At 68.3% G+C, this 22,771-nt stretch carries 16 protein-coding genes and 1 pseudogene; 9 read left to right on the plus strand and 8 right to left on the minus strand.

The genetic code is table 11. From position 1 onward, the window contains the following. Positions 1–10: 10 nt before the first annotated feature. Together dnaG and ABN034_RS34335 are read right to left on the minus strand one after the other, a co-directional pair. Positions 11–2,293: a DNA primase gene (gene dnaG / locus ABN034_RS11020; RefSeq protein WP_502879029.1), complete on the minus strand. Its 2,283-nt coding sequence runs from the start codon at positions 2,291–2,293 to the stop codon at positions 11–13. 384 nt (positions 2,294–2,677) lie between these two features. Continuing rightward, positions 2,678–2,863 (minus strand): annotated as a pseudogene (locus tag ABN034_RS34335) (CHC2 zinc finger domain-containing protein); the annotation flags it as partial. Between the two features lie 222 nt (positions 2,864–3,085). Between ABN034_RS34335 and ABN034_RS11025 the strand changes: the two are divergent. From ABN034_RS11025 to ABN034_RS11055, 7 genes are all read left to right on the plus strand, one after another. Next, positions 3,086–4,852 (plus strand): ABC transporter family substrate-binding protein, encoded by a 1,767-nt coding sequence (locus ABN034_RS11025; protein WP_349690898.1) that lies wholly within the window; start codon positions 3,086–3,088, stop codon positions 4,850–4,852. A gap of 126 nt (positions 4,853–4,978) precedes the next feature. Further along, positions 4,979–6,487, plus strand: coding sequence for an ABC transporter permease (locus ABN034_RS11030; RefSeq protein ID WP_349690899.1), 1,509 nt, complete (start codon positions 4,979–4,981; stop codon positions 6,485–6,487). 33 nt (positions 6,488–6,520) lie between these two features. After that, positions 6,521–7,522, plus strand: coding sequence for an ABC transporter permease (locus ABN034_RS11035; RefSeq protein ID WP_349690900.1), 1,002 nt, complete (start codon positions 6,521–6,523; stop codon positions 7,520–7,522). Then, positions 7,523–8,662 carry an ABC transporter ATP-binding protein gene (locus ABN034_RS11040; protein WP_349690901.1) on the plus strand — a complete coding sequence of 380 codons (1,140 nt, stop codon included), beginning with the start codon at positions 7,523–7,525 and terminating at the stop codon, positions 8,660–8,662. It begins immediately after the preceding gene. A 121-nt stretch (positions 8,663–8,783) separates the two neighbouring features. Further along, a complete protein-coding gene (locus ABN034_RS11045) occupies positions 8,784–9,845 on the plus strand; it encodes an ABC transporter ATP-binding protein (RefSeq protein WP_349690902.1) in 1,062 nt (353 codons plus the stop codon). A gap of 81 nt (positions 9,846–9,926) precedes the next feature. Then, complete coding sequence (locus tag ABN034_RS11050; protein ID WP_349690903.1) at positions 9,927–11,999, plus strand: beta-galactosidase trimerization domain-containing protein; 2,073 nt, start codon at positions 9,927–9,929, stop codon at positions 11,997–11,999. Positions 12,000–12,109: 110 nt separating this feature from the next. Continuing rightward, positions 12,110–12,493 carry a DoxX family protein gene (locus ABN034_RS11055; RefSeq protein WP_349690904.1) on the plus strand — a complete coding sequence of 128 codons (384 nt, stop codon included), beginning with the start codon at positions 12,110–12,112 and terminating at the stop codon, positions 12,491–12,493. 13 nt (positions 12,494–12,506) lie between these two features. On the opposite strand, the gene ABN034_RS11060 is transcribed toward ABN034_RS11055, so the two are convergent. After that, positions 12,507–13,682, minus strand: a complete 1,176-nt coding sequence (locus ABN034_RS11060) for a M20 family metallopeptidase (RefSeq protein WP_349690905.1) — start codon at positions 13,680–13,682, stop codon at positions 12,507–12,509. 348 nt (positions 13,683–14,030) lie between these two features. Here ABN034_RS11060 and ABN034_RS11065 point away from each other — a divergent pair, with 348 nt between their 5' ends. Together ABN034_RS11065 and ABN034_RS11070 are read left to right on the plus strand one after the other, a co-directional pair. Beyond that, positions 14,031–14,597 carry a DUF222 domain-containing protein gene (locus ABN034_RS11065; protein WP_349690906.1) on the plus strand — a complete coding sequence of 189 codons (567 nt, stop codon included), beginning with the start codon at positions 14,031–14,033 and terminating at the stop codon, positions 14,595–14,597. A 247-nt stretch (positions 14,598–14,844) separates the two neighbouring features. Further along, positions 14,845–15,084, plus strand: a complete 240-nt coding sequence (locus tag ABN034_RS11070; protein WP_349690907.1) for an HNH endonuclease — start codon at positions 14,845–14,847, stop codon at positions 15,082–15,084. 169 nt (positions 15,085–15,253) lie between these two features. On the opposite strand, the gene ABN034_RS11075 is transcribed toward ABN034_RS11070, so the two are convergent. The 5 genes from ABN034_RS11075 to ABN034_RS11095 form a co-directional block, all read right to left on the minus strand. Beyond that, positions 15,254–16,213 (minus strand): glyoxalase superfamily protein, encoded by a 960-nt coding sequence (locus tag ABN034_RS11075; RefSeq protein WP_349690908.1) that lies wholly within the window; start codon positions 16,211–16,213, stop codon positions 15,254–15,256. A 240-nt stretch (positions 16,214–16,453) separates the two neighbouring features. Beyond that, entirely contained in the window at positions 16,454–17,701 is a 1,248-nt protein-coding gene (locus ABN034_RS11080; RefSeq protein WP_349690909.1) for an NAD(P)/FAD-dependent oxidoreductase, read from the minus strand. A gap of 10 nt (positions 17,702–17,711) precedes the next feature. Beyond that, positions 17,712–19,007 (minus strand): deoxyguanosinetriphosphate triphosphohydrolase, encoded by a 1,296-nt coding sequence (locus tag ABN034_RS11085; RefSeq protein ID WP_349690910.1) that lies wholly within the window; start codon positions 19,005–19,007, stop codon positions 17,712–17,714. Between the two features lie 98 nt (positions 19,008–19,105). Beyond that, positions 19,106–21,826, minus strand: a complete 2,721-nt coding sequence (gene ppdK, locus ABN034_RS11090) for a pyruvate, phosphate dikinase (protein ID WP_502879007.1) — start codon at positions 21,824–21,826, stop codon at positions 19,106–19,108. Between the two features lie 138 nt (positions 21,827–21,964). Beyond that, positions 21,965–22,762, minus strand: a complete 798-nt coding sequence (locus tag ABN034_RS11095) for an oxygenase MpaB family protein (protein WP_349690912.1) — start codon at positions 22,760–22,762, stop codon at positions 21,965–21,967. Positions 22,763–22,771: the final 9 nt, after the last annotated feature.

Genomic DNA, 22,771 nt, shown 5'->3' on the forward strand with positions numbered 1-22,771 from the left:
GTGACTGGCGTCAGTCGAGGCCACCGATGGCGCGGTCACGGAGGGCCCGACGGTGCTGCTCGAGCGCGACCAGTTCGCCGAAGAGCCTGTTGTAGGCCTCGGTCTGCTCGACCGGGTTCATCCGCTGCAGGCGAGACTTCACGTCGGCGATCTGCCGGGCCGCCGCCAGCTCCTGGACCCTGGCGAGCAACGAGCTGGCGTACCGCTGGTCCGGTCCCGCCGTGGCCCTGAGGGGTTCGACGGCCAAGGCCGTCACGAGGGCACGTACGCCGTCGTCGACAGCCTTGTCACCGACCCCGGCCACCCAGGCGTCACCGCCGGCCGAGGTCCCCGCGCCGCCGGCCGCCGCCATCGCATGGCGCACGGCCACGTAGCCCGGATGGGTGAACACCTCGTCCTCGAGCGAGTCGAACGCGGGACCGGCGAGCGTCGGCGACTGCATGACCAGCTTGAGCAGCTCCCGCTCCACCGTCAGGCGCGGGTCGTCGCGGTCGGGCAGCGGTGTGGCGGGGACGTTCGGACGCTCCGGCGGAGCCGCACCCCGGACCCGGGCGGTCCCCCGGCCCTGACCCTTCCGACCGTCGTTCTCGGCCGCACCCATCGCTCGCCCGACCTCGGCGCGGACCTCCTCGACCTCCAGCCCGAGCAGGCCGGCCAGCTCGCGGGCGTACGCACCGGCCTTGGCCTTGTCGCGGACGGACCTGAACAGCGGGGCGGTCGCCCGCAGGGCGTCGATCCGGCCGTCGGCGCGGTCGAGGTCGTAGCGGCGCAGGACATTGCCGAGGACGAAGCGGTAGAGCGGCACCCGACGGGCGATCAGGTCGCGGACCGCGGCGTCACCGTGTGCCAGGCGCAGGTCGCACGGATCCATGCCGGACGCCTCGACTGCGACGTAGGTCTGGGACACGAACTGCTGGTCACCGTCGAAGGCCCGCATCGCCGCCCGCTGACCGGCCTCGTCGCCGTCGAAGGTGAAGATCACCTCGCCACGGAACTCGTCGTGGTCGAGGAGCAGCCGTCGCAACACCCGCCCGTGGTCCTCACCGAACGCGGTACCGCACGTCGCCACCGCGGTGGGCACGCCGGCGAGATGGCAGGCCATGACGTCGGTGTAACCCTCGACGACCACCGCCTGCTGTCGCCGGGCGATCTCGCGGCGGGCCAGGTCGACGCCGTACAGCACCTGGCTCTTGTGGTAGATCGGCGTCTCCGGGGTGTTGAGGTACTTCGCCTCGACCCGGTCGTCGTCGAAGAGCCGGCGGGCCCCGAAGCCGACGACGTCGCCGGCGAGCTCACGGATCGGCCAGACGAGTCGGCCGCGGAACCGGTCGTAGCGGCCACGTGCACCGGTGGCGACGAGGCCGCTGGTGACGAGCTCCTCGTCGGCGAACCCGCGTCCGCGCAGGTGGGAGAGCAACGAACCGGGTCCGCGTGGCGCGAAGCCGATCCCGAATGTCTCGGCCGCCGCCTTGTCGAACCCGCGCTCGGACAGGAACGTCCGCCCGGCGGCGGCATCGGGCGAGTCGTGCAGCTGCTCGGCGTAGTAGTCCGCGGCCGCCTTGTGCGCCTCGATGAGCCGCGCCCTGCTGCCGTGCTCCTTGCGTTCGGGCCGACCGCCGTCCTCGTACCGCAAGGTGATGCCCGCCTGCGCGGCGAGGCGCTCAACCGCCTCCACAAAGCCGAGGCCCTCGATCTTCTGCAGGAACGAGATGGCATCTCCGCCTTCGGCACAGCCGAAGCAGTTGCCCGTGAGGACGTTGTCGGCGAGCACGAACGCGTGTCCGTCCTCGACCTCCGCGCAGAAGACCTCCTCCACCCGGTCGGTCGGCTCGACGGAGCGGACCACCCAACCGCGCCGGACGTAGTTCTTGGGCGTCGCCTCGAATCGGCGCCGGTGTACGTCGAGGAGGAAGAACTCCTCAGTGAGATCGTCGCCCCCGAAGTGGACGCGGTAGAGAGGGCTCGGCTCGCGTCCAGCGAAACCCTCCCGCATCTGCATCGTGACCCCGAACGTGCCGATGCCCAGGCGCGTACAGACGGTCCGGACGAATTCGAGGTTCTCCCACTTGGCGGAGTTCAGCATCACGGTGCCGTCCTCCGCCACGCAGCCGTCCGCCGCGAAGTAGCCCGCCAGCCAGCCGTACAGATACGGGACCGATTCGTCGAGGGACGGCAGGGACTTGAAGAACCGCGGCAGGTGATGGACGAGCAGGTTGTCGCCGTCGGCGCTCACGTAGCTGTTCGGAAACCATTTGAGGAGCTCGGCGTCCTTGGGCGGGCACAGCTTCGCCATGGCGCCCGTGCCGTTCAGAGTTCCGTCACCGTACGTGATTCCGTGCGCGATACCGAACGGCGAGGGCGTGGTCTGACGGATCCCCGACCTGGGATAGACGTACGCAAGTCGGTGCCCGGGACGAAGGTCAGTCGTCAACGCCTCGCGGGTCGACTCCAGCGTCCTGCCGGACCTGACGAACCAGCGGTGCCCGTCGGTCGCGTACAGCTCCTTGACCTGCTGGTTCCGCGTCAGCGTGATCTTGAACAAGCGCTGGACGCCGTACGACCGGAAGGGCGCCTCAATCCAGTCGGCGTGCCGTCCGAGCACCCGATGCACGCCACCTGCAAGCTCCCGGATGGGCCGCGGACCCTGCCAGGTGAGCACCTCCGTCTCCCCGGCAAGGCAGTGGAACGCACCGAGCTGGGGGCGGACGTTGAACGACGGAGACTTCTCGTCGTGGAAGGGACACAGGCCCTTCATCGACCCCGCACCCGCGGGCCGCAAGGTGACGTACTGCGACACCACCTCGTCGATCCGCGTCCGTTCGCGGACCAGCGCGATGTCGTCGTCGCGGATCCGGCCGGCCATGTTCGCGAGTCTACGGCTGGCGGACCCGCCGGGGACGCGCGGCACACGGCCGGTGGCGATCACGGCTCGCCTGGGGCGTGCCGGGCATCGTTTCCGTAACACTCCGCCCGCAACCACTTGCCAGCATCCATGGCCTGGTGGTCATCTTTTGCCACCCGACTGCGCCGGGCACATCGCGGCGGCATCGGATGCCTCTACCGAACAATCACAGGGAGCTATGCCGTGCGGACTAATCGGAGACGCAGCCGACTTCTGGGGCTGGGCGCAGGCGTCGCGCTCTTCCTCGCTGCCGCCTGCGGCGGGGGCGGCGGAGGTGGGGACGACACCGGTGGCGACGAGGGCGCGGGCCCGAAGGCACCGGCCGCGGTCACCATCACCCACACCTTCGAACAGGAAATCGACGCTTACAACGGCAACACCGCTGAGAACAACGCCAGCAAGAACAACATCGTGCTGCAGCGCGTGCTCACCGGCTTCTGGTACTTCGACGACAAGGGCGAGGTCGCTCCCAACACCGAGTTCGGCACGTACGAGAAGACCTCCGACGACCCGTTGACGATCGAGTACTCCATCAACCCGAAGGCCACCTGGTCGGACGGTACGCCGATCGACTGCGACGACATCCTGCTGTTCTGGGCCGCGAACTCCGGCAAGGTCGGCAAGGACCTGTTCTCGACCTCCGGCACGACCGGCGTCGAGCTCATCGAGGTCCCGGACTGCGCCGCCGGGGACAAGGACTTCACGTTCCGCTATTCGGAGCCGTTCGCCGACTGGGAGGGTCAGGGTGGACCCGGCGCCGCCGACCTCATGCCGGCCCACGTGGTCGCGGAGCAGGGTGGGCTCAGCGAGCAGGAGTTCATCGACGCGGTCAAGAGCCAGGACGACAAAGCCCTCGCCAAGGCGGCCGAGTTCTACAACTCCGGCTGGGTCATGGAGCCGGGCAAGTTGGCCGAGGAGTCGCTGATCCCGTCGTCTGGTCCGTACAAGCTCAGCAAGTGGGACGCCGGTCAGTCGATCACGTTGACCGCCAACGACAAGTACTGGGGCGACCCGCCGGCGGTGAAGAACGTCGTGATCCGCTTCATCGTGCAGGACGAGCAGGTGCAGGCTCTGCAGAACGGTGAAGTCAACATCATCGAGCCGCAGACCAACCCCGACCTGCTGAACCAGCTCGAGTCGGCTCAGGGCGTCAAGGTCGAGACAGGTACGCAGTACCTCTATGACCACCTCGACTTCAACTTCAACAAGAACAACCCCTTCTCGGACCGGAAGCTGCGCGAGGCGTTCACGAAGTGCGTACCCCGGAAGCTGATCGTCGACAACCTGATCAAGCCGGAGCAGGCCGACGCGGAGCCGATGGACGTCCGCAACGTCGCGCCGTTCGACCCCCGCTACGAAGCGGTCGTCGAGGCCGCGCAGATGGACGCGTACGCCGAGCCTGACATCGAGGGCGCGAAGGCACTGCTCGCCGAGACGGGCAACGAAGGCATGGAGGTCAAGCTCGGGTACAACACGCCGAACCCGCGCCGCACCCAGGTCGTCGAGCTGATCGCGGACTCCTGCGGCAAGGCTGGCTTCAAGGTGGTCGACGCTGGTGCGGAGAACTTCTTCGAGGCAGACGGTGACCTCGCGACGAACCGGTTCGATGTCGCACTGTTCGGTTGGGCCGGGTCGTCGCTGGTGAGCGGTTGGGCGTCGACCTTCACCACGCCGACCGCCTGCACGCCGTCCGGCAAGGGCAACAACAACGGCTGCTACTCCAACCCGGAAGTGGACAAGCTGATCAAGGAGCTCAACGCCACGCTCGACTCCGAGGAGCAGGCCAGGTTGATCGGCGAGGTCGAGCGGATCCTCTGGGAGGACCTGGTGACGATTCCGCTCTACTCGCAGCCGGCCCTTTCCGCGTGGACGGACACGCTGACGAACATCAAGCCCAACCCGTCCCAGGCGTCGATCACCTGGAACATGGACGAGTGGTCCATGTCCTGACGCTGACGACACAGCCGCAGAACTCAATGTGAGACAGGCGTACGGGGACGGAGCTCCAAGCTTTCCGTCCCCGTACGCCTGAGATGCCGAACATACGCGTGGGATGCCGAAGAGGAGCAGCAGGCCGTGACCGCCTTCATCGCCCGCCGACTGATCATCTCCTTCTTCGTTCTGCTGGCCGCGACGTTCCTCGTCTACACGTTGACGGCGCTCTCCGGCGACCCGCTGGCCGATCTCCGGCAGGACCAGACCCCGCAGCGGGAAGAGAAGATCGCCGAACGCACCGAACGCATGCAGCTCGACGTCCCCATCCCGCTGCGCTACGTCGGCTGGCTCACCGCAGTGGCGCAGGGTGACTTCGGCACGGCCCGCAACGGGGTCGAGGTCGGAACCCTGCTGGGGCAGGCGGTCTCGGCGACGCTGCAGCTCGTGCTCGCGGCCACCGTGCTCGCCATCATCTGCGGTGTCATGGTCGGCATCGTCACCGCGCTCCGGCAGTACACCGGATTCGACTACACCGTGACCTTCGCGTCGTTCCTCTTCTTTTCGCTGCCGTCGTTCTGGGTCGCCGTGATGCTCAAGCAGTACGCCGCGATCGAGTTCAACAACTGGCTGCGCGATCCCACGATCCCCCTGGCCGTCATCGTCGTCCTCGCGCTCGTCGCGGGGGTGGGGTGGGCGGCGGTTCTGGGGGGTGACCTACGGCGCCGGGCGGCGGCGTTCGGGGTCGCGGCCGCCACGACCGGTGGGATTCTCGCGTACCTGTCCTTCACCCGCTGGTTCGCCGATCCCCGACTGGGCTTCGCGGTGGTCCTGGTCGTGTCTTTGGCGGCGGGACTCGGCGCCACGACGTTGTTCGCCGGACTCCGCGCCAGGGACCCACTGGTCGCCGCACTCACCACCGCGGTCCTCGGTTCGGTCCTTTCCCTCGCCCTCGATCCGGTCCTCGCCGACCCGACCTGGTTCCTGCTCATCGGACTGGCGCTCGTGACGGTCGTCGTGAGTGCGGCGATCGGCTACGTCCTCGGCGGACTGCAGCGCCGGCAGGCAATGTCGGCCGCGGTGCTCACCGGGTTGTTCTCGGCCGGGCTGATCTTCTTCGACCATTTCCTGCGTGCGTTCTCGGGCTACAGCGACCTCGTGCTGGGGCGGCCGATCTCCACCATCGGTGCGCGGACCCCGAACTTCGAAGGCGACTTCTGGCAGCTGGCCTGGGACGCCACGGGTCACATCGCGTTGCCGAGCATGGCGCTCGTGCTGATCTCGTTCGCGACCTACACGCGGTACACGCGCGCGAGCATGCTCGAGATCCTCAACCAGGACTACGTACGCACGGCACGGTCGAAGGGTCTCACCGAGCGCAGCGTCATCGTCCGGCACGCGTTCCGTAACTCGCTCATCCCGATCACCACCCTGATGGCGTTCGACTTCGCCGGCGTCGTCGGCGGCGCCATCATCACCGAGGAGGTCTTCGGCTGGCAGGGCATGGGGCGGCTGTTCAGCGAAGGGTTACGGGAGGTCGACCCCACTCGGGTGATGGCGTTCTTCATCGTCAGCGGCACGGCCATCGTCGTGTTCAACATGATCGCCGACATCGCCTACGCCTACCTCGACCCCCGCATCCGCTTGTCCTGACCAGGCCGTACGAATGGAGCAGAGGAGGCGCCGATGACGACAGTGACCAAGGCGGACCCGCCCACCGGGCCGGGCTCGGGCGCCAGCCCCGACGAGGCGCAGGGAATGGCCGTCGTCGCGCGGACGCAGGGGCAGATGATCCGGCGCCGGTTCTTCCGGCACCGCGCAGCCCTCGCCGGAATGGTCCTGCTCGGCGCCATCCTCGTCCTCTCGTTCAGCTCCATCGGTGTCGGCCCGATCCCCGGATGGTGGGACACGCCGTACTCCGCCACCGCCCCGGTGGTCGACGGTGGCCGGCCGACGCTCAGCGTCGTCCCTCGATTCCTCGGCGGAGAAGGGTTCCGGTTCGGCGAGCATCCGCTGGGCCAGGACAACGTCGGCAAGGACTACTTCGCGCTGACGATGCGCGGCGCGCAGCAGTCGATCACCATCGCGTTCATCGTGGGTCTTGTCGCCACCGTCGTGGGCAGCACGGTGGGTGCGCTCGCCGGCTACTTCCGCGGGCGGTGGGAAACCGTCCTCATGCGCTTCACCGACGTGATGATCACCATCCCGCTGGTCGTGATCGCCGCCGTCGTCGGACGGATGGCGGGCAACTCCGGGATCATCATGCTCGGCGTGGTCCTGGGCCTGGTGGTGTGGACGCAACTGGCCCGCCTCGTGCGCGGGGAGTTCCTCTCGCTCCGCGAGAAGGAGTTCGTCGAGGCGGCACGCGCCGCCGGCACCCGCCCGCTGCGGATCATCTTCCGCCACATCATGCCCAACGCCATCGGCGTCATCGTGGTGAGCGCGACCCTCACCATCGCGAGCGCGATCCTGCTCGAGACGGCGCTGTCGTTCCTCGGCTTCGGCGTCCAGAAACCCGACGCGTCACTCGGCACGCAGATCAGTGAGTACCGCGCCGCGATGCTGACCCGCCCGTGGCTCTTCTGGTGGCCGGGAACGTTCATCATCGCCATCGCGCTGGCGGTCAACTTCATCGGCGACGGCCTGCGGGACGCGTTCGACCCCCGACAGAACCGGGTGCGTGACTAGATGACGAGTGCCTTCGATCGCGGCAGCGAAGTACTGGATTTCGGCTCCGACGACGGTCCGCCACAGGATCCGCACGTGGTCACCGGACTCGCCGACACGCGCCTGCCCTCACGGGAGGAGATCCTGCGGGTCGAGGACCTGACGGTGAGCTTCCCGACCGACGACGGCCTGGTCAGGGCCGTGCGGGGCGTGTCGTACGCCGTGCACGAACGCGAGGTCCTCGGCATCGTCGGCGAGTCCGGGTCGGGCAAGTCGGTGTCGTCGATGGCGGTCATGGGACTGCTGCCGAAGTCGGCACGGATCACGGGTCGCGTCCACTTCCGTGGCGAGGACGTCCTCACGATGTCCCCGCGGCGCCGGCGCGGCCTGCGTGGCCGGGCGATCGGGATGGTCTTCCAGGACCCGATGACCGCACTCAACCCGGTACGCACGATCGGCGACCAACTCGCCGAAACCGTACTCTCCCACCAGGTGATGTCCCGCAAGCAGGCGTTCGGGCGGGCCGAGGAGATGCTCGACCTCGTGGGCATCCCGCAGGCACGGACCCGGCTGCGCGCCTATCCGCACGAGTTCTCCGGCGGTATGCGGCAGCGGGTGATGATCGCGATGGCGGTGATCAACCGGCCGGACGTCATCATCGCCGACGAGCCGACCACCGCCCTCGACGTGACGGTGCAGGCCCAGATCCTCGAGAAGCTGCTCGAGGTCAAGGACGCCGTGGGTGCCGCGATCATCCTGATCACCCACGACCTCGGAGTGATCGCCGGTATGGCTCACCGGGTGCTCGTGATGTACGCAGGGCGCCCGGTCGAGATCGGCGACACCGACAGCGTGTTCTATCGGCCGAGGATGCCTTACACCGCAGGGCTTCTGGGCTCTATCCCCGCGCTGGACGTGGCGAGCGCTGAGCGGCTGCGCCCGATCAAGGGCAGTCCGCCCTCGCTCATCAGCCTGCCCTCGGGCTGCCCCTTCCAGCCGCGCTGTCCGCTGGCCGACGAGGTCTGTCGTACGTCGGAACCGGACCTCACCGCGACCGACGACGACGGGCACCGGGCCGCCTGCCACCACTGGTCGACGCTGGCCGGGAGCGACGATCCGACCGCGTACTTCCGTACCGAGAGCGAGGCGTCGACCCCATGACTGTGCTACCCGCCGGCCTCCCGCGCTCCGCTTCTGCACCCCACGAAAACGCTCGCTCCGCTCACGTTTCCGCGGGGACCCCGCAGGTACGGGCTGCGATGCTCACGCGGGAGGCCGGCTCATGACCGCGACTCCCGCGCACACCACCACGGCGGTCGACCGCCCGGCCGAGGATCCGACACCACGGGCCGAGGGCGAGCATCTGCTCGAGGTCACCGACCTGGTGATGACATTTCCCGTGCGCGGTAGCGGCTTCCTCCGCCGCGTCGTCGGGCAGGTCCACGCGGTGAGTGGCGTGTCGTTGTACGTCGACGCGGGCGAGACGCTCGGCATCGTCGGCGAGTCCGGCTGCGGCAAGTCGACGACCGGCCGGGCGATCCTGCAATTGCACGAACCGACATCGGGCTCGGTCCGCTTCGCCGGCAGGGAGCTGACCACCCTGCCCAGGCGGGAGATGCAGGAGGTGCGGCGCGACGTCCAGATCGTGTTCCAGGACCCGTACGCCTCCCTCAACCCGAAGCTTCCGGTCAACGACATCATCGCCGAACCGTTGAAGGTGCACCGCCGCTGGCGTGGTGGCGGCGGGCCGGCCAGGGTCGCGGAGCTGCTGGAGCTGGTCGGGCTCAACCCCGAGCACGGCAACCGCTACCCACACGAGTTCTCCGGCGGGCAGCGGCAGCGGATCGGCATCGCGCGCGCCCTCGCCCTGGAGCCGAGGCTGCTGGTGCTCGACGAGCCGGTGTCGGCGCTGGACGTCTCGGTGCAGGCGGGCGTGGTCAACCTGCTGGAGGACCTGCAGGACACGCTGGGTCTTGCGTACCTCTTCATCGCCCACGATCTCTCCGTGGTCCGGCACATCTCCGACCGGGTGGCGGTGATGTATCTCGGCAAGGTGGTCGAGACCGGACTGCGCGACGATCTCTACACCCGGCCGGCCCACCCCTACACGCAGGCGTTGCTCTCGGCCGCGCCCACGGCTGACCCGGCGGTCGAGCGGCGCCGGGAGCGGGTCATCCTCACCGGCGACGTACCGAGTCCGATCGATCCACCGAGCGGGTGTCGCTTCCGGACCCGCTGCTGGAAGGCGCAGGAGGTCTGCGCGAGCGAAGAGCCTGCCCTGGTCGACCGGGGCAACGGTCATCCGGTCGCCTGCCACTTCGCCGAGGTCGCCGGCGTCCTCTGAGCGCCCGCCGGTCGGTGCGGCGATGACCGATTGTGAACGTCGTGCTCCGTCCTCGCCGTCCGTGCGTAGCAGGATGGGGCCATGTCGACGACCAGCCGCTGGTGGCATCAGCCCTTTCGTACGCATCAGACGAACCTCCGCGAGGTCGACGCGGGCCTCGACGTGGAGCAGGTACTCGACCACATCCAGGACATCGGAGCCGACACGTGGCTGCTCAACACCGCGGGCATCGTGTCGTTCTATCCGTCGCGGCTGGCGTTCCAGCATCCGAGCCCATGGCTGGCCGAGCGGCCCAGCGGCGACCTGATCGGCGACGCGGTCGAAGCCGCCCACGCCCGCGGGGTCCGGGTGCTGTCCCGCGTCGACTTCTCGAAGGTGCACGCCGACCTCGCCGAGCAGCATCCCGACTGGTGCTTCGTCAGCGCAACCGGTGAACGCCAGATCTACAACGGGCTCTGGAGCACGTGCCCGAGCGCGCCGTACTACCAGGAGCGGTCGGAGGAGATTCTCGGCGAGATCCTCGACACCTATCCGGTCGACGGCTTCTTCTTCAACTGGTTCAACTTCAGCCAGCGCGACTACTCCGGCCGCAACCACGGGCCGTGTCACTGCGCGCACTGTCAACGCCGCTTTGACGAGCGCTACGGCCGGCCGTTGCCTACCCGGGCCGACTGGGACGATCCGGCGTACGTCCAGTGGCTGGAGTACACCCGCGAGACGCTCGGCGACCTCGCCGGCCGGGTGCGGAAACTCATCACCGGCAAGAATCCCGACACCGCGCTGATCCTCGCCCACGATCCCGACATCACGTTCTACGAGGCCAACAACGCCGTCGACCGGCCGCAGCCGCTGTGGATCTACGGCACCGGCGAGTTCCTGCGGACCAGTCGGACGGCGGCGCCCGACAAGCCGGTGTGGGTCAACTCGGTGATGTTCATCGACATGCCGTACCGGTTCGTTCCCGAGCAGCAGGGGCACCTCGGGCTGTACCTCGCCCAGACGATCGCACACGGCGGCAACCCGTCGGCCTACCTGGTCGGCACTCCTGACCGGCTGCCCGCGACGAGTTTCGACATCGTCCGCGACGTCTTCTGCTTCCACCGCGACAATGCGCGCTTCTACACCGATGTCCGATCCGCCGCCGAGGTGGGCGTGGTGTCGTCGGTACGCAGTGGAGAACGGTACGGCGGGCCGTCCGGCGTCGACAAGGTGCGCGGCGAGATCCGGGGCGTCTACCGGGCGCTGGTCGAGTCCCACGTGCCCTTCGACATCGTGCTGGATCACCTGCTCGTCATGGATGCCCTCGACTCCACCCTGCGGCGTTACAAGGCGCTGGTCCTGCCGAACGTCGCGGTGCTCTCCGACGACCAGGCCGAGGTGCTGGACCGTTACGTCGAGACCGGCGGAGGGCTGGTGGCGACGTACGACACCGGGGGCTTCGACGCCGCCGGAGCCCCCCGTCCGGGAATCGCGCTGCGGAGCCTCGGTGCCGCCACCGTCATCGACCGGAGAGAAGCTCCGGGAGCGATGCGGTCGGCCTACCTGCGGGTGACGGATCCGGGTGACCTGCCGGGAGCGACCGAGGGCGACCTGGTGCTCCTGGACCGGGCCTACCTCTATGTCGAGCCGAGGCCGGATACGGTGTGTTCGTTCGGCCTGGTGCCGCCGTCGCGCTACGGCCCGCCGGAGAAGTGCTACTGGGACGTCGAGACCGACCATCCAGGGCTGCTCTGGCACCGTCACGGCTCCGGGCGGACGGCCTACATTCCCTGGCCTATCGGTGGGCTCTACGACGACCTCGGCCGGCCCGAGCACCGCGACATCCTGGTGCACGCACTCGACGAGGTGGGTGGCGGCCGGCAGCTTTCGACGGACGCTCCTCCCCATGTCGAGATCGTCGTGAGTACGCAGGACGACCCACACCGAACGCTGGTCCACCTCATCAACTACTCGGGCCAGCGGGGGCGGGCGTTCGGGCCGCCACTGCCGATCCACGACATCCAGGTCGAGCTTCCCGGCGTCGCCACCGTGGCGGCTGCGAACTCGCTCCGGCGGGGAATGCCGCTCGAAACGTCCAGGACGGCTGCTGGCGCGGTCACCTTCACGTTGCCCCACCTCGACCTGTTCGATCTCGTGGTGCTCGACCACGGATAGGGCGGCTGCCCGTCGGCGGAGCGCTGTCACAGATGCCTCCACCGTCTCGTCCTCTGCCTGAGAAGACCGGGCACCCGCGCCCGGTCACAGCTTTTGGGAGGACTCGTCGGATGAACACGGCGCTCTGGATCGCTCAGATCCTCTTGGCAGCACTGTTTCTGGTCTCCGGCATCGCGAAATCGACCATGTCGACCGAACGGCTGCTCGCCACCGGACAGACTGGAGCAGCGGCCTTTCCGTTGCCGGTCGTACGGCTGACGGCGATCTGTGAACTCATCGCCGTGGTCGGGCTGATCGTCCCGCGCCTCGTGGACATCGCGCCGTCACTCACCGGCTGGGCCGCGGTCGGCCTCGCCGTCGTCATGGTGGGCGCGATGATCTCGCACAGTAGGTTGGCGATCACGCAGGCCAACTCGGCGGAGTGGCGCAACGTCGCCGCGAACGTCGCGATCTTCGCGGTCTGCGTGTTCGTCGCGGCCGGCCGGCTCAGCTGACCTCGGTCCGGAGTCACCGCCACCAGGAGGAGCCTGGTCGGAGGAGTTCGCGCACCAGTGCGTCGTAGGTCCGAACGGAGCGGCGCACCTCCTCGAGGTCGACGTACTCATCCACGATGTGCATCGCCTCGACCCCTCCCGGACCCGTGACCACACAGGGAATCCCGGCCGCCCGGAAATGGGACATGTCGCAGCTCACGCCCAACCCACCCACCTCCACCGCAAGGCCGGCGTCGACAAGGCCGCGTTGACAGCTCACGACGAACGGATGGCCGGTCGGCGTTTCGGACGGGCCGCCGGTGGTCGGCGCGAAGCCCACCACCTCGGCATTGACGGGTGCGTAGTCGGTGTTGAACTGCGTGAGGAGTTGCTCGATCTCCATGAGCGCGTCCTTCTCGGTCTCGCCGGGCACCAGTCGCCGATCGAAGGTGAGCCGACACCGTTCCGGCACCGAGTTGGACGCCTCGCCGCCTTCGACAAGCACCGGCGTCACCGTGGGCGCACCGACCAGCGAGTGGTCACGTCCGGAAAGGACACCCGCGTAGTCACCGATCAACTCGATCAGCGCGGCCGCGTGCACGATCGCGTTGGCGCCCTGGTCCGGCGCCCCTGCGTGCGCGGCCCGTCCGGTGATCTCCACGACCGGGCAGACCGAACCCTGGTGGGCGGTGAACAGCCGGCCCCCTGTCGGTTCGCCGACGATCGCGCCGTCCGCGCGGTGCTTTTCCAGCAGCCGTCGTACCCCCGTACTTCCGGCTTCCTCGTCGATGACGGCGGTGTAGACGAGCGTCCCGGAGAGTTGCCCCGCTTCGCCCGGGTCGCGCAGGCAGAGAGCGGCGACCGCCATCGCGGCCACGCTGGCCTTGGCGTCGGCTGTGCCGCGTCCGTAGAGCCGGCCATCCTTCTGTACCGGGGCGAACGGCGACATCGACCATCCCGGTCCGGCTGGGACCACGTCGAGATGGGAGTTCAACATCAACGTGGGCGTCGCCGAGCCGAACTCCAACCGTGCAACAAGATTGGCGCGTCCCGGTTCGATCTCCTCGACCTCGACGTCGAGTCCGTTGCGGCCCATGATCTCGGCCAGCAGCGCAGCGGCCTTGCCCTCGTTGCCCACCGGGTGTGCGGTGTCGATGGAGACGAGATCGGTCAGCAGGCGTACGACATCGGGGATGGTCTCGGCACTCATGTCGTTCTCACGAGGTCTCCGCCAATCCGGTCCTGACAGCCGCCCCCGTGATCTCCGCGGGCAACCGCCCGCATGGTCCAATGCGTACCCAGAGCTTCGGCTCGGCGAGCGCCGTTGCCCGCCGAGTTGGTCAACCGTGCCACAGATCCGGACGGAGCTGAAGCCCGGTCGCCTTGTTTCGCAGGGTTATCCGCAGCTGGTAGAGAACACACCGGACTGTGCACTGTCGGCGGACCTCACCCGCTATGTCGGCACAATTCCATTTGTGTGTGGTTATGCGCCAGCCTGATGACGCACGGGCTTGAGCAGTATCGACCCGCGACCACAGGCGACTGCCGCGCCGGATGGATGACGATCACCCAACGGAACAAGGGGAAGGGGCATGATCCACTAGGATTGGAACGTGTTCTCGACCACGGGGGTGGTGGACTCGCCCGCCACGACGCTCGCCGCGTTGGAGTCCGCAGCGACCGCGTTAGTCGGGCTGCCAGTTCCCGATTCAGGCCTACAGTGGAGAAGATCGCCCGAGCCGGACGATACCTACGCCAGGTCCTCGATCCCGACGGTCACCACGACGACGAGAAGGCCCACCGGAGACGGTTCATGACCGCACACCGCGAACCTGACGGCGGCATCTCCGGCTCCTATTATCTCCGGCCCGAAGCGGCCGCCCGGCTTCAGACGTTGTTCGACACCTATGGCCGCAAACAAGGCGCCGACGACACCCGCACCACCTCCATCCGCAACGCCGACGTCCTCATCCAACTCCTCGTCCAAGCCGTCACCGCCGAACTCCTCGTCCTCGTCAACGCCGAAACCCTCACCGACGACGGCGAAGAGCACCAGGACACCGAGTCAGGCGACACCGACACAGGCGACACCGACAGCCGACAAACCCGGCGCAGGCGAAACTGACAGCGACAACGGACCGTCGCCAGCGCCAGCGAACCGGGCCGAGGCTACGGCTGGACCGGCAACGGTTGTCCCACCTGCGGACGCCGCACCAGCCGCGAGGTACCCGGACTACTCCTGTCGACCGGCCACCCACTCCCGGCACCCCATATCCGCCGCCTGGCGAGCACCTCAAACTCACCCGCATCGTGCTCAACGCACGAGCCGGGTCCTCGACCTCGGCTCCACCGTCCGCCTCGTCCCACCCTGGATGCGCAAGGCCATCCTCGCCACCCACGCCTACAACACCTGCCCCATCCCCGCCACGTGGTGCGAAATGGACCACGTTCACCCCTGGGCGATCCACCACAGCACCAAACTCGACGACATCGCACGCGCCTGCGACCATCACAACCGCGACCGCGCCAAAAACGCCCACAACTACAGGGCCCAACGCCGATCTGACGGCCGCTGGCACATCACCTCAGTCACCCAGCGATACCGCAGCTAGAAGTTGTCGAAGGGAACGAACACCTCCCGCGGTGAGAAAGATCGCCCGGTGCCGCACGTGAAGCCGGCGCTCCCTCACGACCTCGGCGGCCCGCCACACCGGCCACCGAGGTGGCCGGCGCTCACGCGGGTTGATCGGCGAACCGGATGTACTTGCGCAGGATGATCGGTCACTCGGTGAACTTGTTCCGCCAGACGGCGTTGCCCGGCACCCAGCCGCCATGCTCAAAGTCGACGACCGTGCCGTTGGCATCGTCAGTGAACGTGACGGTCAGCCGGCTGGGGTAGTCCGGATCCTGCGCCAGCCAGAAGTCCTGGGCGTAGACCCGCGGCGGATCCCACGCCGCAACCCGGCCCCAGGATTGATCGGGATACCCGTCGAAGGTGAACACCACGGCACCACCGACCCGCGGCTCTAGCCGCACACCCGTGTACGCCTCTGGATGGGCGTTGTAACCCGGGCCCCACCACTCGCCCATCCGAAGGGTGAAGATCTCGAACGCAACCGCTGGCGAACAGGAGACGCGCAGCCGATGGCGCCAGGGTGCGGCAACGGTGTCGACCCGGGCCGGTTGGTCGACCGGCTGGTGGAAGACGAGCCGATTGTGGAACGGGTCGATGACTGCCAGCGTGAGACCTCGCTCTTCGGACTCGATCGCCGGGTTCAGCGGGTAGTCCTTGCTCTGCAGCTCGTCGTGCAGGGCCTGGACGTCCAGGGTCGTGAGGAGCACGCCGATGCCGGGACTCCCGTCGCCGTGGTGCTCACTCAGATGAAGCCGGACGTCACCGCGGGAGACCTGGGCGTACATCGGCTGGTGATCCTCGAAGCGCTGTTCCCAGTCCCTTCCGAAGCCGAGGTAATCGCAGTAGAACGCGTACGCTCGATCAACGTCGAAAATGCGGATGATCGGCACCGCATCGACGGGATCGCCCGGCTTCGGCTTAGGCCGGTCGTTCCGGGCGGCATCGGGCAGCGACCCGACGAGCGTGTTCCAGTCCCGGGCTCCGAGCTGCCGGGCGGTGAGTTCCAGGGCTGCGCTGTGACTGATCGTCGTGCCGTCGGCGGCAAGCGCGGTGCGCAGCCGCCTCGCCATCGCCTTGACATCGTCGGCACCAAGGAGGTTGATCATCTCGAGTCCTCTCGCGGTACGCGATCAGGCGCCTGCGTTGCTGGTCGTCCGCAGAAGAGTTCGAGTGATCAGCGGTCCGATGCACGATGACGGGCATTCACCAAACCTCGGGATCGAGGCGCAGGCGGCCGGCTGCCCTGGCCACTTGGCAGTCTAATCCCGCAGCCTGCGAAAACCGTGGTCGCCCGCCGACCTGTCCAGTCGACAGGTCAGTTCAGCTGGTCAGGTCAGCTGGTCAGGTCAGCTGGTCAGGTCGCCGAGAGGGACTTGCGGATCGGCCAGACGAGCGCGGTCGACAGTGCTGCCCGAGCGGATGAGGGCCTGGATGTCGTCCTGCACGTCCCAGACGTTGACGTTCATCCCAGCCACGACCCGGCCATCCCTCAGCCAGAAGGCCACGAACTCCCGCGCCTTCGCGTCGCCGCGTACAACCACTTCGTCATAGCCATCAGGCCCGACGTCGCCGGCGTACTCCATCCCGAGGTCGTACTGGTCGGAGAAGAAGAACGGGATCGCGTCGTACACAGCGTCCGAGCCCAGCATGGACCTGGCGGCAGCGGGACCGCCGTCGTGCGCGTTGGCCCAGTGCTCCACCCGCAGCGTGCGTCCGAACACCGGCGACTGCCACCGGACGACGTCACCGGCCGCGAAGATGTCGGGGTCGGATGTCTGCAGCCGCGCGTCGGTGACCACACCGTGGGCCACGTCGAGACCAGCGGACTCCGCCAGCTCGGTGTTGGGTGTGACGCCGACACCGACGACCACGACATCGGCGGGCACCTCCTCACCATCACCGGTCACGACAGCCGTCACTGTCGCGCCGCCAGGACCGGCACCGCGAAACGCGGTCACACTCTGGCCAAGGCGGAGGTCGACGCCGTTCTCACGATGCAGGTCGGCGAACACCTCACCCATCTCCCGCCCCAGTGCCGCGAAGAGCGGAGTCGGCTGCGGCTCGATCACGGTCACGGCGGCACCCGCGGCACGGGCGGCAGCTGCCGTCTCGAGGCCGATCCAGCCGGCACCCACCACGACGACCCGGCGGCCGGCCGCGAACGCCGCACGCAACCGGTTCGAGTCAGCGAGGGTCCGCAGGTACAGGACACCGTCGAGGTCGCCGCCTGGAATCTTCGGCCGGCGTACGGAGGAACCGGTCGCCAGCAGCAGCTTGTCGTAGGACAACCGGGACCCGTCGGAAAGCTCCACCTCGTGCGCGTCCCGGTCGATCAGCAGCGCGCGGGCACCGAGCCGCAGCTCGATCCGCTGCTCGTCGTACCACCCCTGCTCGTGGAGATACACAGCGGACGGTTCGTCGTTGCCGAGCAACACACCCTTGGACAGCGGCGGTCGTTCGTAGGGAAGTTCCGCCTCCTCGCCGACCAGCACGATCCGGCCGTCGAAACCTTCCGAACGCAGGGCCTCGGCGGCTTTCGCCCCGGCCACGCTGGCGCCGACGATGACGAACGTCTGAGAGGTGTTGTCTGCCATGCAGCCGAACCTACCGCGTCAGCTCGGCATGCAGTGCGACCGCGGAGGCGTCGGTGAGCGAGGCCACCTGGTCGATGATCACCCGCAGCCGGGCGGCATCGTCGGCGGCCGCTCTGAAGTCGTCCTGGAACGCGTGGTCGAGCCCGCGGGGCGCCTGCAGTCGGAGCGCCGCCACCAGCCCGTGGACGATGTCGCGTTGTTCGGACAGGAGCGCCATCCGCTCACCTGAACGCATCACGTAGCGGGCCGCGATCCCTTTGAGGACGGCGATCTCGACCCTGGTCTCGTGCGGTACGACGAGGGAGGCGTGGTAGCGGGTCAGCGGCCCCGTGCCGAAGGCGGCATGGGTGGCGCGTTCGGCGGCGACGCAGAACCGGCCGATCAGCTGGCTCGTCATGTCCTTGAGGACCGCGAGGGAGCGGCGCCGGCCGTCGTAGTCCCCATCCGGCCAGTAGCCGAACCGCCGGAGTCGGCCATAGGCGGCGTCCAGTTCGGCGTCGTCGCAGCCGGGGAGGTACCAGTCGCGGACGACGTTCCAGACGGTGCCGCGCTCGGCCGCGTCGGTGAGACGCGTCAGCGAGATTCGGCCGGAGACCACTCCGTCCTCGACGTCGTGGACGGAGTAGGCCACGTCATCGGCGAAGTCCATGACCTGCGCCTCCAGGCATCGTTGCTCGCCGGCGACCCCCTTCCGCAACCAGCTGAACACCTCGAGATCATCGGCGTACACGCCCCACTTGCCGCTGATCTCCGCCGGCCCCTCGCCGCGTGCCCAGGGGTACTTCGTGGCCGCGTCGAGCGTGGCTCTGGTCAGGTTGAGGCCGGCACTTCGCCCGGATCCGGACCCTGCCTCGCCCGGTCCCCCAGCGAAACTCTTGGCCTCCAACCGGGTGAGCAGGCGAAGCGTCTGGGCGTTTCCCTCGAATCCGCCGATCTGGCTCGCCACCTCGTCGAGGGCGGCCTCGCCGTTGTGGCCGAACGGTGGATGCCCGAGGTCGTGGGCGAGGCTTGCCGTGTCAACGACGTCAGGGTCGCAGCCCAGTGCCTGCCCCAGCTCGCGCCCGACCTGGGCGACCTCGAGCGTGTGCGTGAGCCGGGTGCGGACGAAGTCATCCGTTCCGGGCCCGATGACCTGCGTCTTCGCGGCGAGACGGCGCAGCGCAGCGGAGTGCAGGACCCGGGCGCGGTCGCGGGCGAACGGGGTACGTCCGGCGCTCTTGGGCGGCTCGACGACCCAGCGCTCGATGTCGGCCGGGCCGTAGCCGAGGCTGCTTTCGGCGGTCGAACGTGCAGGTGGGGAAGGCATCGCCGCCGACCTTAGATGACGAGCTCGAAGGGAAGTCGCCTGACTCGCGAGTCACCTGAGGAATTGGTCAGCCCGGTCGCCCGTGAGCTCACCGTGCCTCAGGCCGTTCCGGTCGAGGCGTCGGTCTCTGCGAGGACAGCCGCCCGCCCCGCCTCCAGCCGGGCGACAGGCACCCGGAACGGCGAGCAGGACACGTAGTCCAGCCCTGCCTGATGGAAGAAGTGCACCGACGCAGGGTCGCCGCCGTGCTCGCCGCACACGCCGATCTCGAGGTCGGCCCGCGCCGCCCGGCCCTCCGCACTGGCAAGGAGTACCAGCCGGCCGACCCCCTCGACGTCGAGCGACTCGAACGGCGACACCCCGAAGATCCCCCGGTCGAGGTAGGCCGGGAAGAACTCGCTCTCCACGTCATCGCGGGACAGGCCCCAGACGGTCTGCGTGAGGTCGTTCGTACCAAAGGAGAAGAACTCCGCGGCCGAGGCGATCCGACCCGCCGTCAACGCCGCACGCGGAAGCTCGATCATCGTCCCGATCGGGATCGGCAGGGTGAGGCCCCAGCGTTCCAGGACCTCGTGGATCGCGCGGAGAGCTTCCTCGCGCATCAGCTCCAACTCCTGCACGGCGCCGACCAGCGGGATCATGATCTCGACCCGGGGATCGCCGCCCGCCTGGGCACGGGCGGCCGCCGCCTCCGTCAAAGCCCGCACCTGCATCGCGTACAACCCGGGGACGACCAGGCCGAGGCGGACGCCACGCAGGCCCAGCATGGGGTTCTGTTCGTGCAGCCTGCGCACCGCGGTGAGCATCCGCCGGTCGGAGCTGGCCGGGCCGCCGGTTTCACCAGGCTCGTCGCGACGAGCCTCCGCCGTCGCCACCCGGACCGACAGCTCCGTCAGGTCGGGCAGGAACTCGTGCAAGGGCGGGTCGAGCAGGCGTACGGTCACCGGCAGTCCGTCCATGGCCTCCAGTACGCCCGCGAAGTCCTCCCGCTGCAGCGGCAGCAACGCCGCCAGCGCCTCCTCCCGTTCCTGGTCGGTCTCGGCCAGGATGAGCCGCTCGACATACCCGCGTCGCTCGCCGAGGAACATGTGCTCCGTACGACACAGGCCGATCCCGCCCGCACCCATCGAGCGGGCGCGGATCGCGTCGGGTGGCAGGTCGGCGTTCGCCCGCACGGCCAGACGGCGACGGGCGTCCGCGATGGTCATGATCCGGTGGACGGCGCGAACCAGGTCGTCGGCTTCGTCGCTGCCGGGGTCAAGCTCGCTCTCGAAGTACCGCATCACCGGCGAGTCGACGACAGGAACCTCGCCCAGGAAGACTTCCCCGGTCGTTCCGTCGAGCGAGATCACGTCGCCCTCGCGCACCTCGACGCCGCCGCGTGCGGTGAAGAACCGCCCCGACGTGTCGACCTCGAGCTGGTCCGCACCGCACACGCACGTCTTGCCCATGCCGCGTGCGACGACCGCCGCGTGCGAGGTCTTGCCGCCTCTGCTGGTGAGGATGCCGCGCGCCGCGATCATGCCGTCGAGGTCGTCCGGTGTCGTCTCGCGGCGGACGAGGATGACATCCTCGCCAGCGCGCGCCCTCTCCACGGCCGTCATCGTGGAGAACACCGCCCGGCCGACGGCCGCACCTGGCGAGGCGTTCATCCCGCGGGCGATCCGGTGTCGCTCGGCGCCGCCGTCGAAGCGCGGGAACATCAGCTGGGCCAGCTGCTCGCCGTCGACCCTGCGCAACGCCTCGTCGTCGTCGATCAGTCCCTCGTCGACGAGCTGGGTGGCGATCCGGAACGCCGCCCCCGCCGTGCGCTTGCCGACCCTGGTCTGGAGCATCCAGAGCTTGCCGCGCTCGATGGTGAACTCGATGTCGCACAGGTCGCGGTAATGACCTTCGAGCGTCGACATGATGGCGAGCAGTTCGTCGTAGCAGCGGCGATCGATATGGGCCAGCTCCGTCAGCGGCAGGGTGTTCCGGATTCCGGCGACGACGTCCTCACCCTGCGCGTTGGGCAGATAGTCGCCGTAGATTCCGCGCGCGCCCGATGCCGGGTCACGGGTGAACGCCACACCGGTGCCCGAATCCCCGCCCAGGTTGCCGAACACCATCGCGACCACGTTGACCGCCGTGCCGAGGTCGGCCGGAATGCTTTCCTGCCGGCGATAGGTCACCGCGCGTGGTGCGTTCCAGCTGTCGAATACCGCTCGGACGGCGGCGTCGAGTTGGTCACGTGGATTCTGCGGGAATTCATGTCCGGTCTCGTCTTCGACAATGCGTTTGTACGCCGCCACCAGATCTCTCAAGGCGTCGGTGTCCAGGTCGATGTCGTGGGCCGCCCTTCGTTCCGATTTCGCCTTGTCGAGTGCGGCATCGAATCGGGCGCCGTCAATTCCGAGCACCGTCTTTCCGTACATCTGGACGAGCCGGCGATAGGAGTCCCACGCGAAGCGTTCGTCATGTGCGCGTGCGGCCAAGCCGTGGACGGAGTCGTCGGTGAGGCCGATGTTGAGAACCGTGTCCATCATGCCGGGCATGGAGAACTTCGCACCCGAGCGTACGGAGACCAGCAAGGGATCGCGCGGGTCGCCGAGAGTCCTGCTCAGCGTTCTTTCCACCGCATGAAGGTGTGCGGTCACCTCGTCGCGGAGTTCGAGCGGTTCTTTTCCGGTTTCGAGGTAGACGCGGCAGGCTTCGGTGGTGATCGTGAATCCAGGGGGTACCGGAAGGCCGAGCCTGGTCATCTCGGCGAGGTTCGCGCCTTTCCCGCCGAGAAGGTCCTTCATGTCCTTGTTGCCGTGGGAAAAGTCATAGGTGTACATGACACGCAACCCCCTCTGCGCCGCAGCTGCGGGTGCACACAACGGCTCAGCAGCTACGACAGTAATGCCAGGAGAATGCGCTGCCAGATCTTTTCGACGAGCCAGTGCGGAAACAACCGGCGGCCCGAAAGGAGAAGGTCAGGCTTGGGTGGGAATCTCCGGTCGGGGCAGAATGCCGGTCGCCTGGCGCACCATCCGCAAGGTGACCGTGGTCGCGAGGTCGCTCGCCGGCAGCGCGGGTACACCGTAGAGCCGCCGCGCCCACCCCGGCAGCGAGGAGAACGCGAGGACGTTGAGCGACGGAACGCCCAGTCGCAGGGGCGCCAGTTTCCACGGCAGCGGCGGATGGAAGCTGTGGACCAGGCCGCGCCGGGCTTCGGTACATGCGTACAACTTCGGGCGGATCTCGGCGAAGAAGTCGGCAAGAGCGGCGCGGGAGGCCGGGGCGTCCTCGCGCTTTATTCCGATCACCTCGGCGGCACGGCGGCTCTCCGCCACGTAGGTGTCGGCGTCGGCGTCGGTGCGGAGTGCTCCGGATCGCCGCGCGATGTCGACGTAGGAGTCGATCTCCGCGCAGTGGACCCAGAGCAGGCCTTCGGGTTCGTCGAGTCGGAAGGTCTCACCGGTGTCGGGGTCGTAGCCGGTGAGGGCCGCGTGGATGGCGCGGACGCGGGCGGCCGCGCGTTCGACCTCGGCGGACGTGCCGTAGGTGCGGACCGTCACGAACTCGGCCGTACGCAGGAACCGCGCCCACGCGCGCTTGCGGTCGAAGAGCGCGGAGTTCTGGTAGGTCGCCCGCATCACCCGCGGATAGAGCGACTGCAGGTAGAGAGCCCGGAGTCCGGCGACCCAGAGGATGGGCTCGGTGTGCACCCGCCAGGTGACCGACCCCGGCCCGAAGAGTCCGGTGTCGGTGCGAGGGGCGGTCCTTCCCACGGTGTCGAC

This window comes from Actinopolymorpha sp. B11F2, assembly GCF_040195635.1.
In the GTDB taxonomy this organism is placed as follows: domain Bacteria; phylum Actinomycetota; class Actinomycetes; order Propionibacteriales; family Actinopolymorphaceae; genus Thermasporomyces.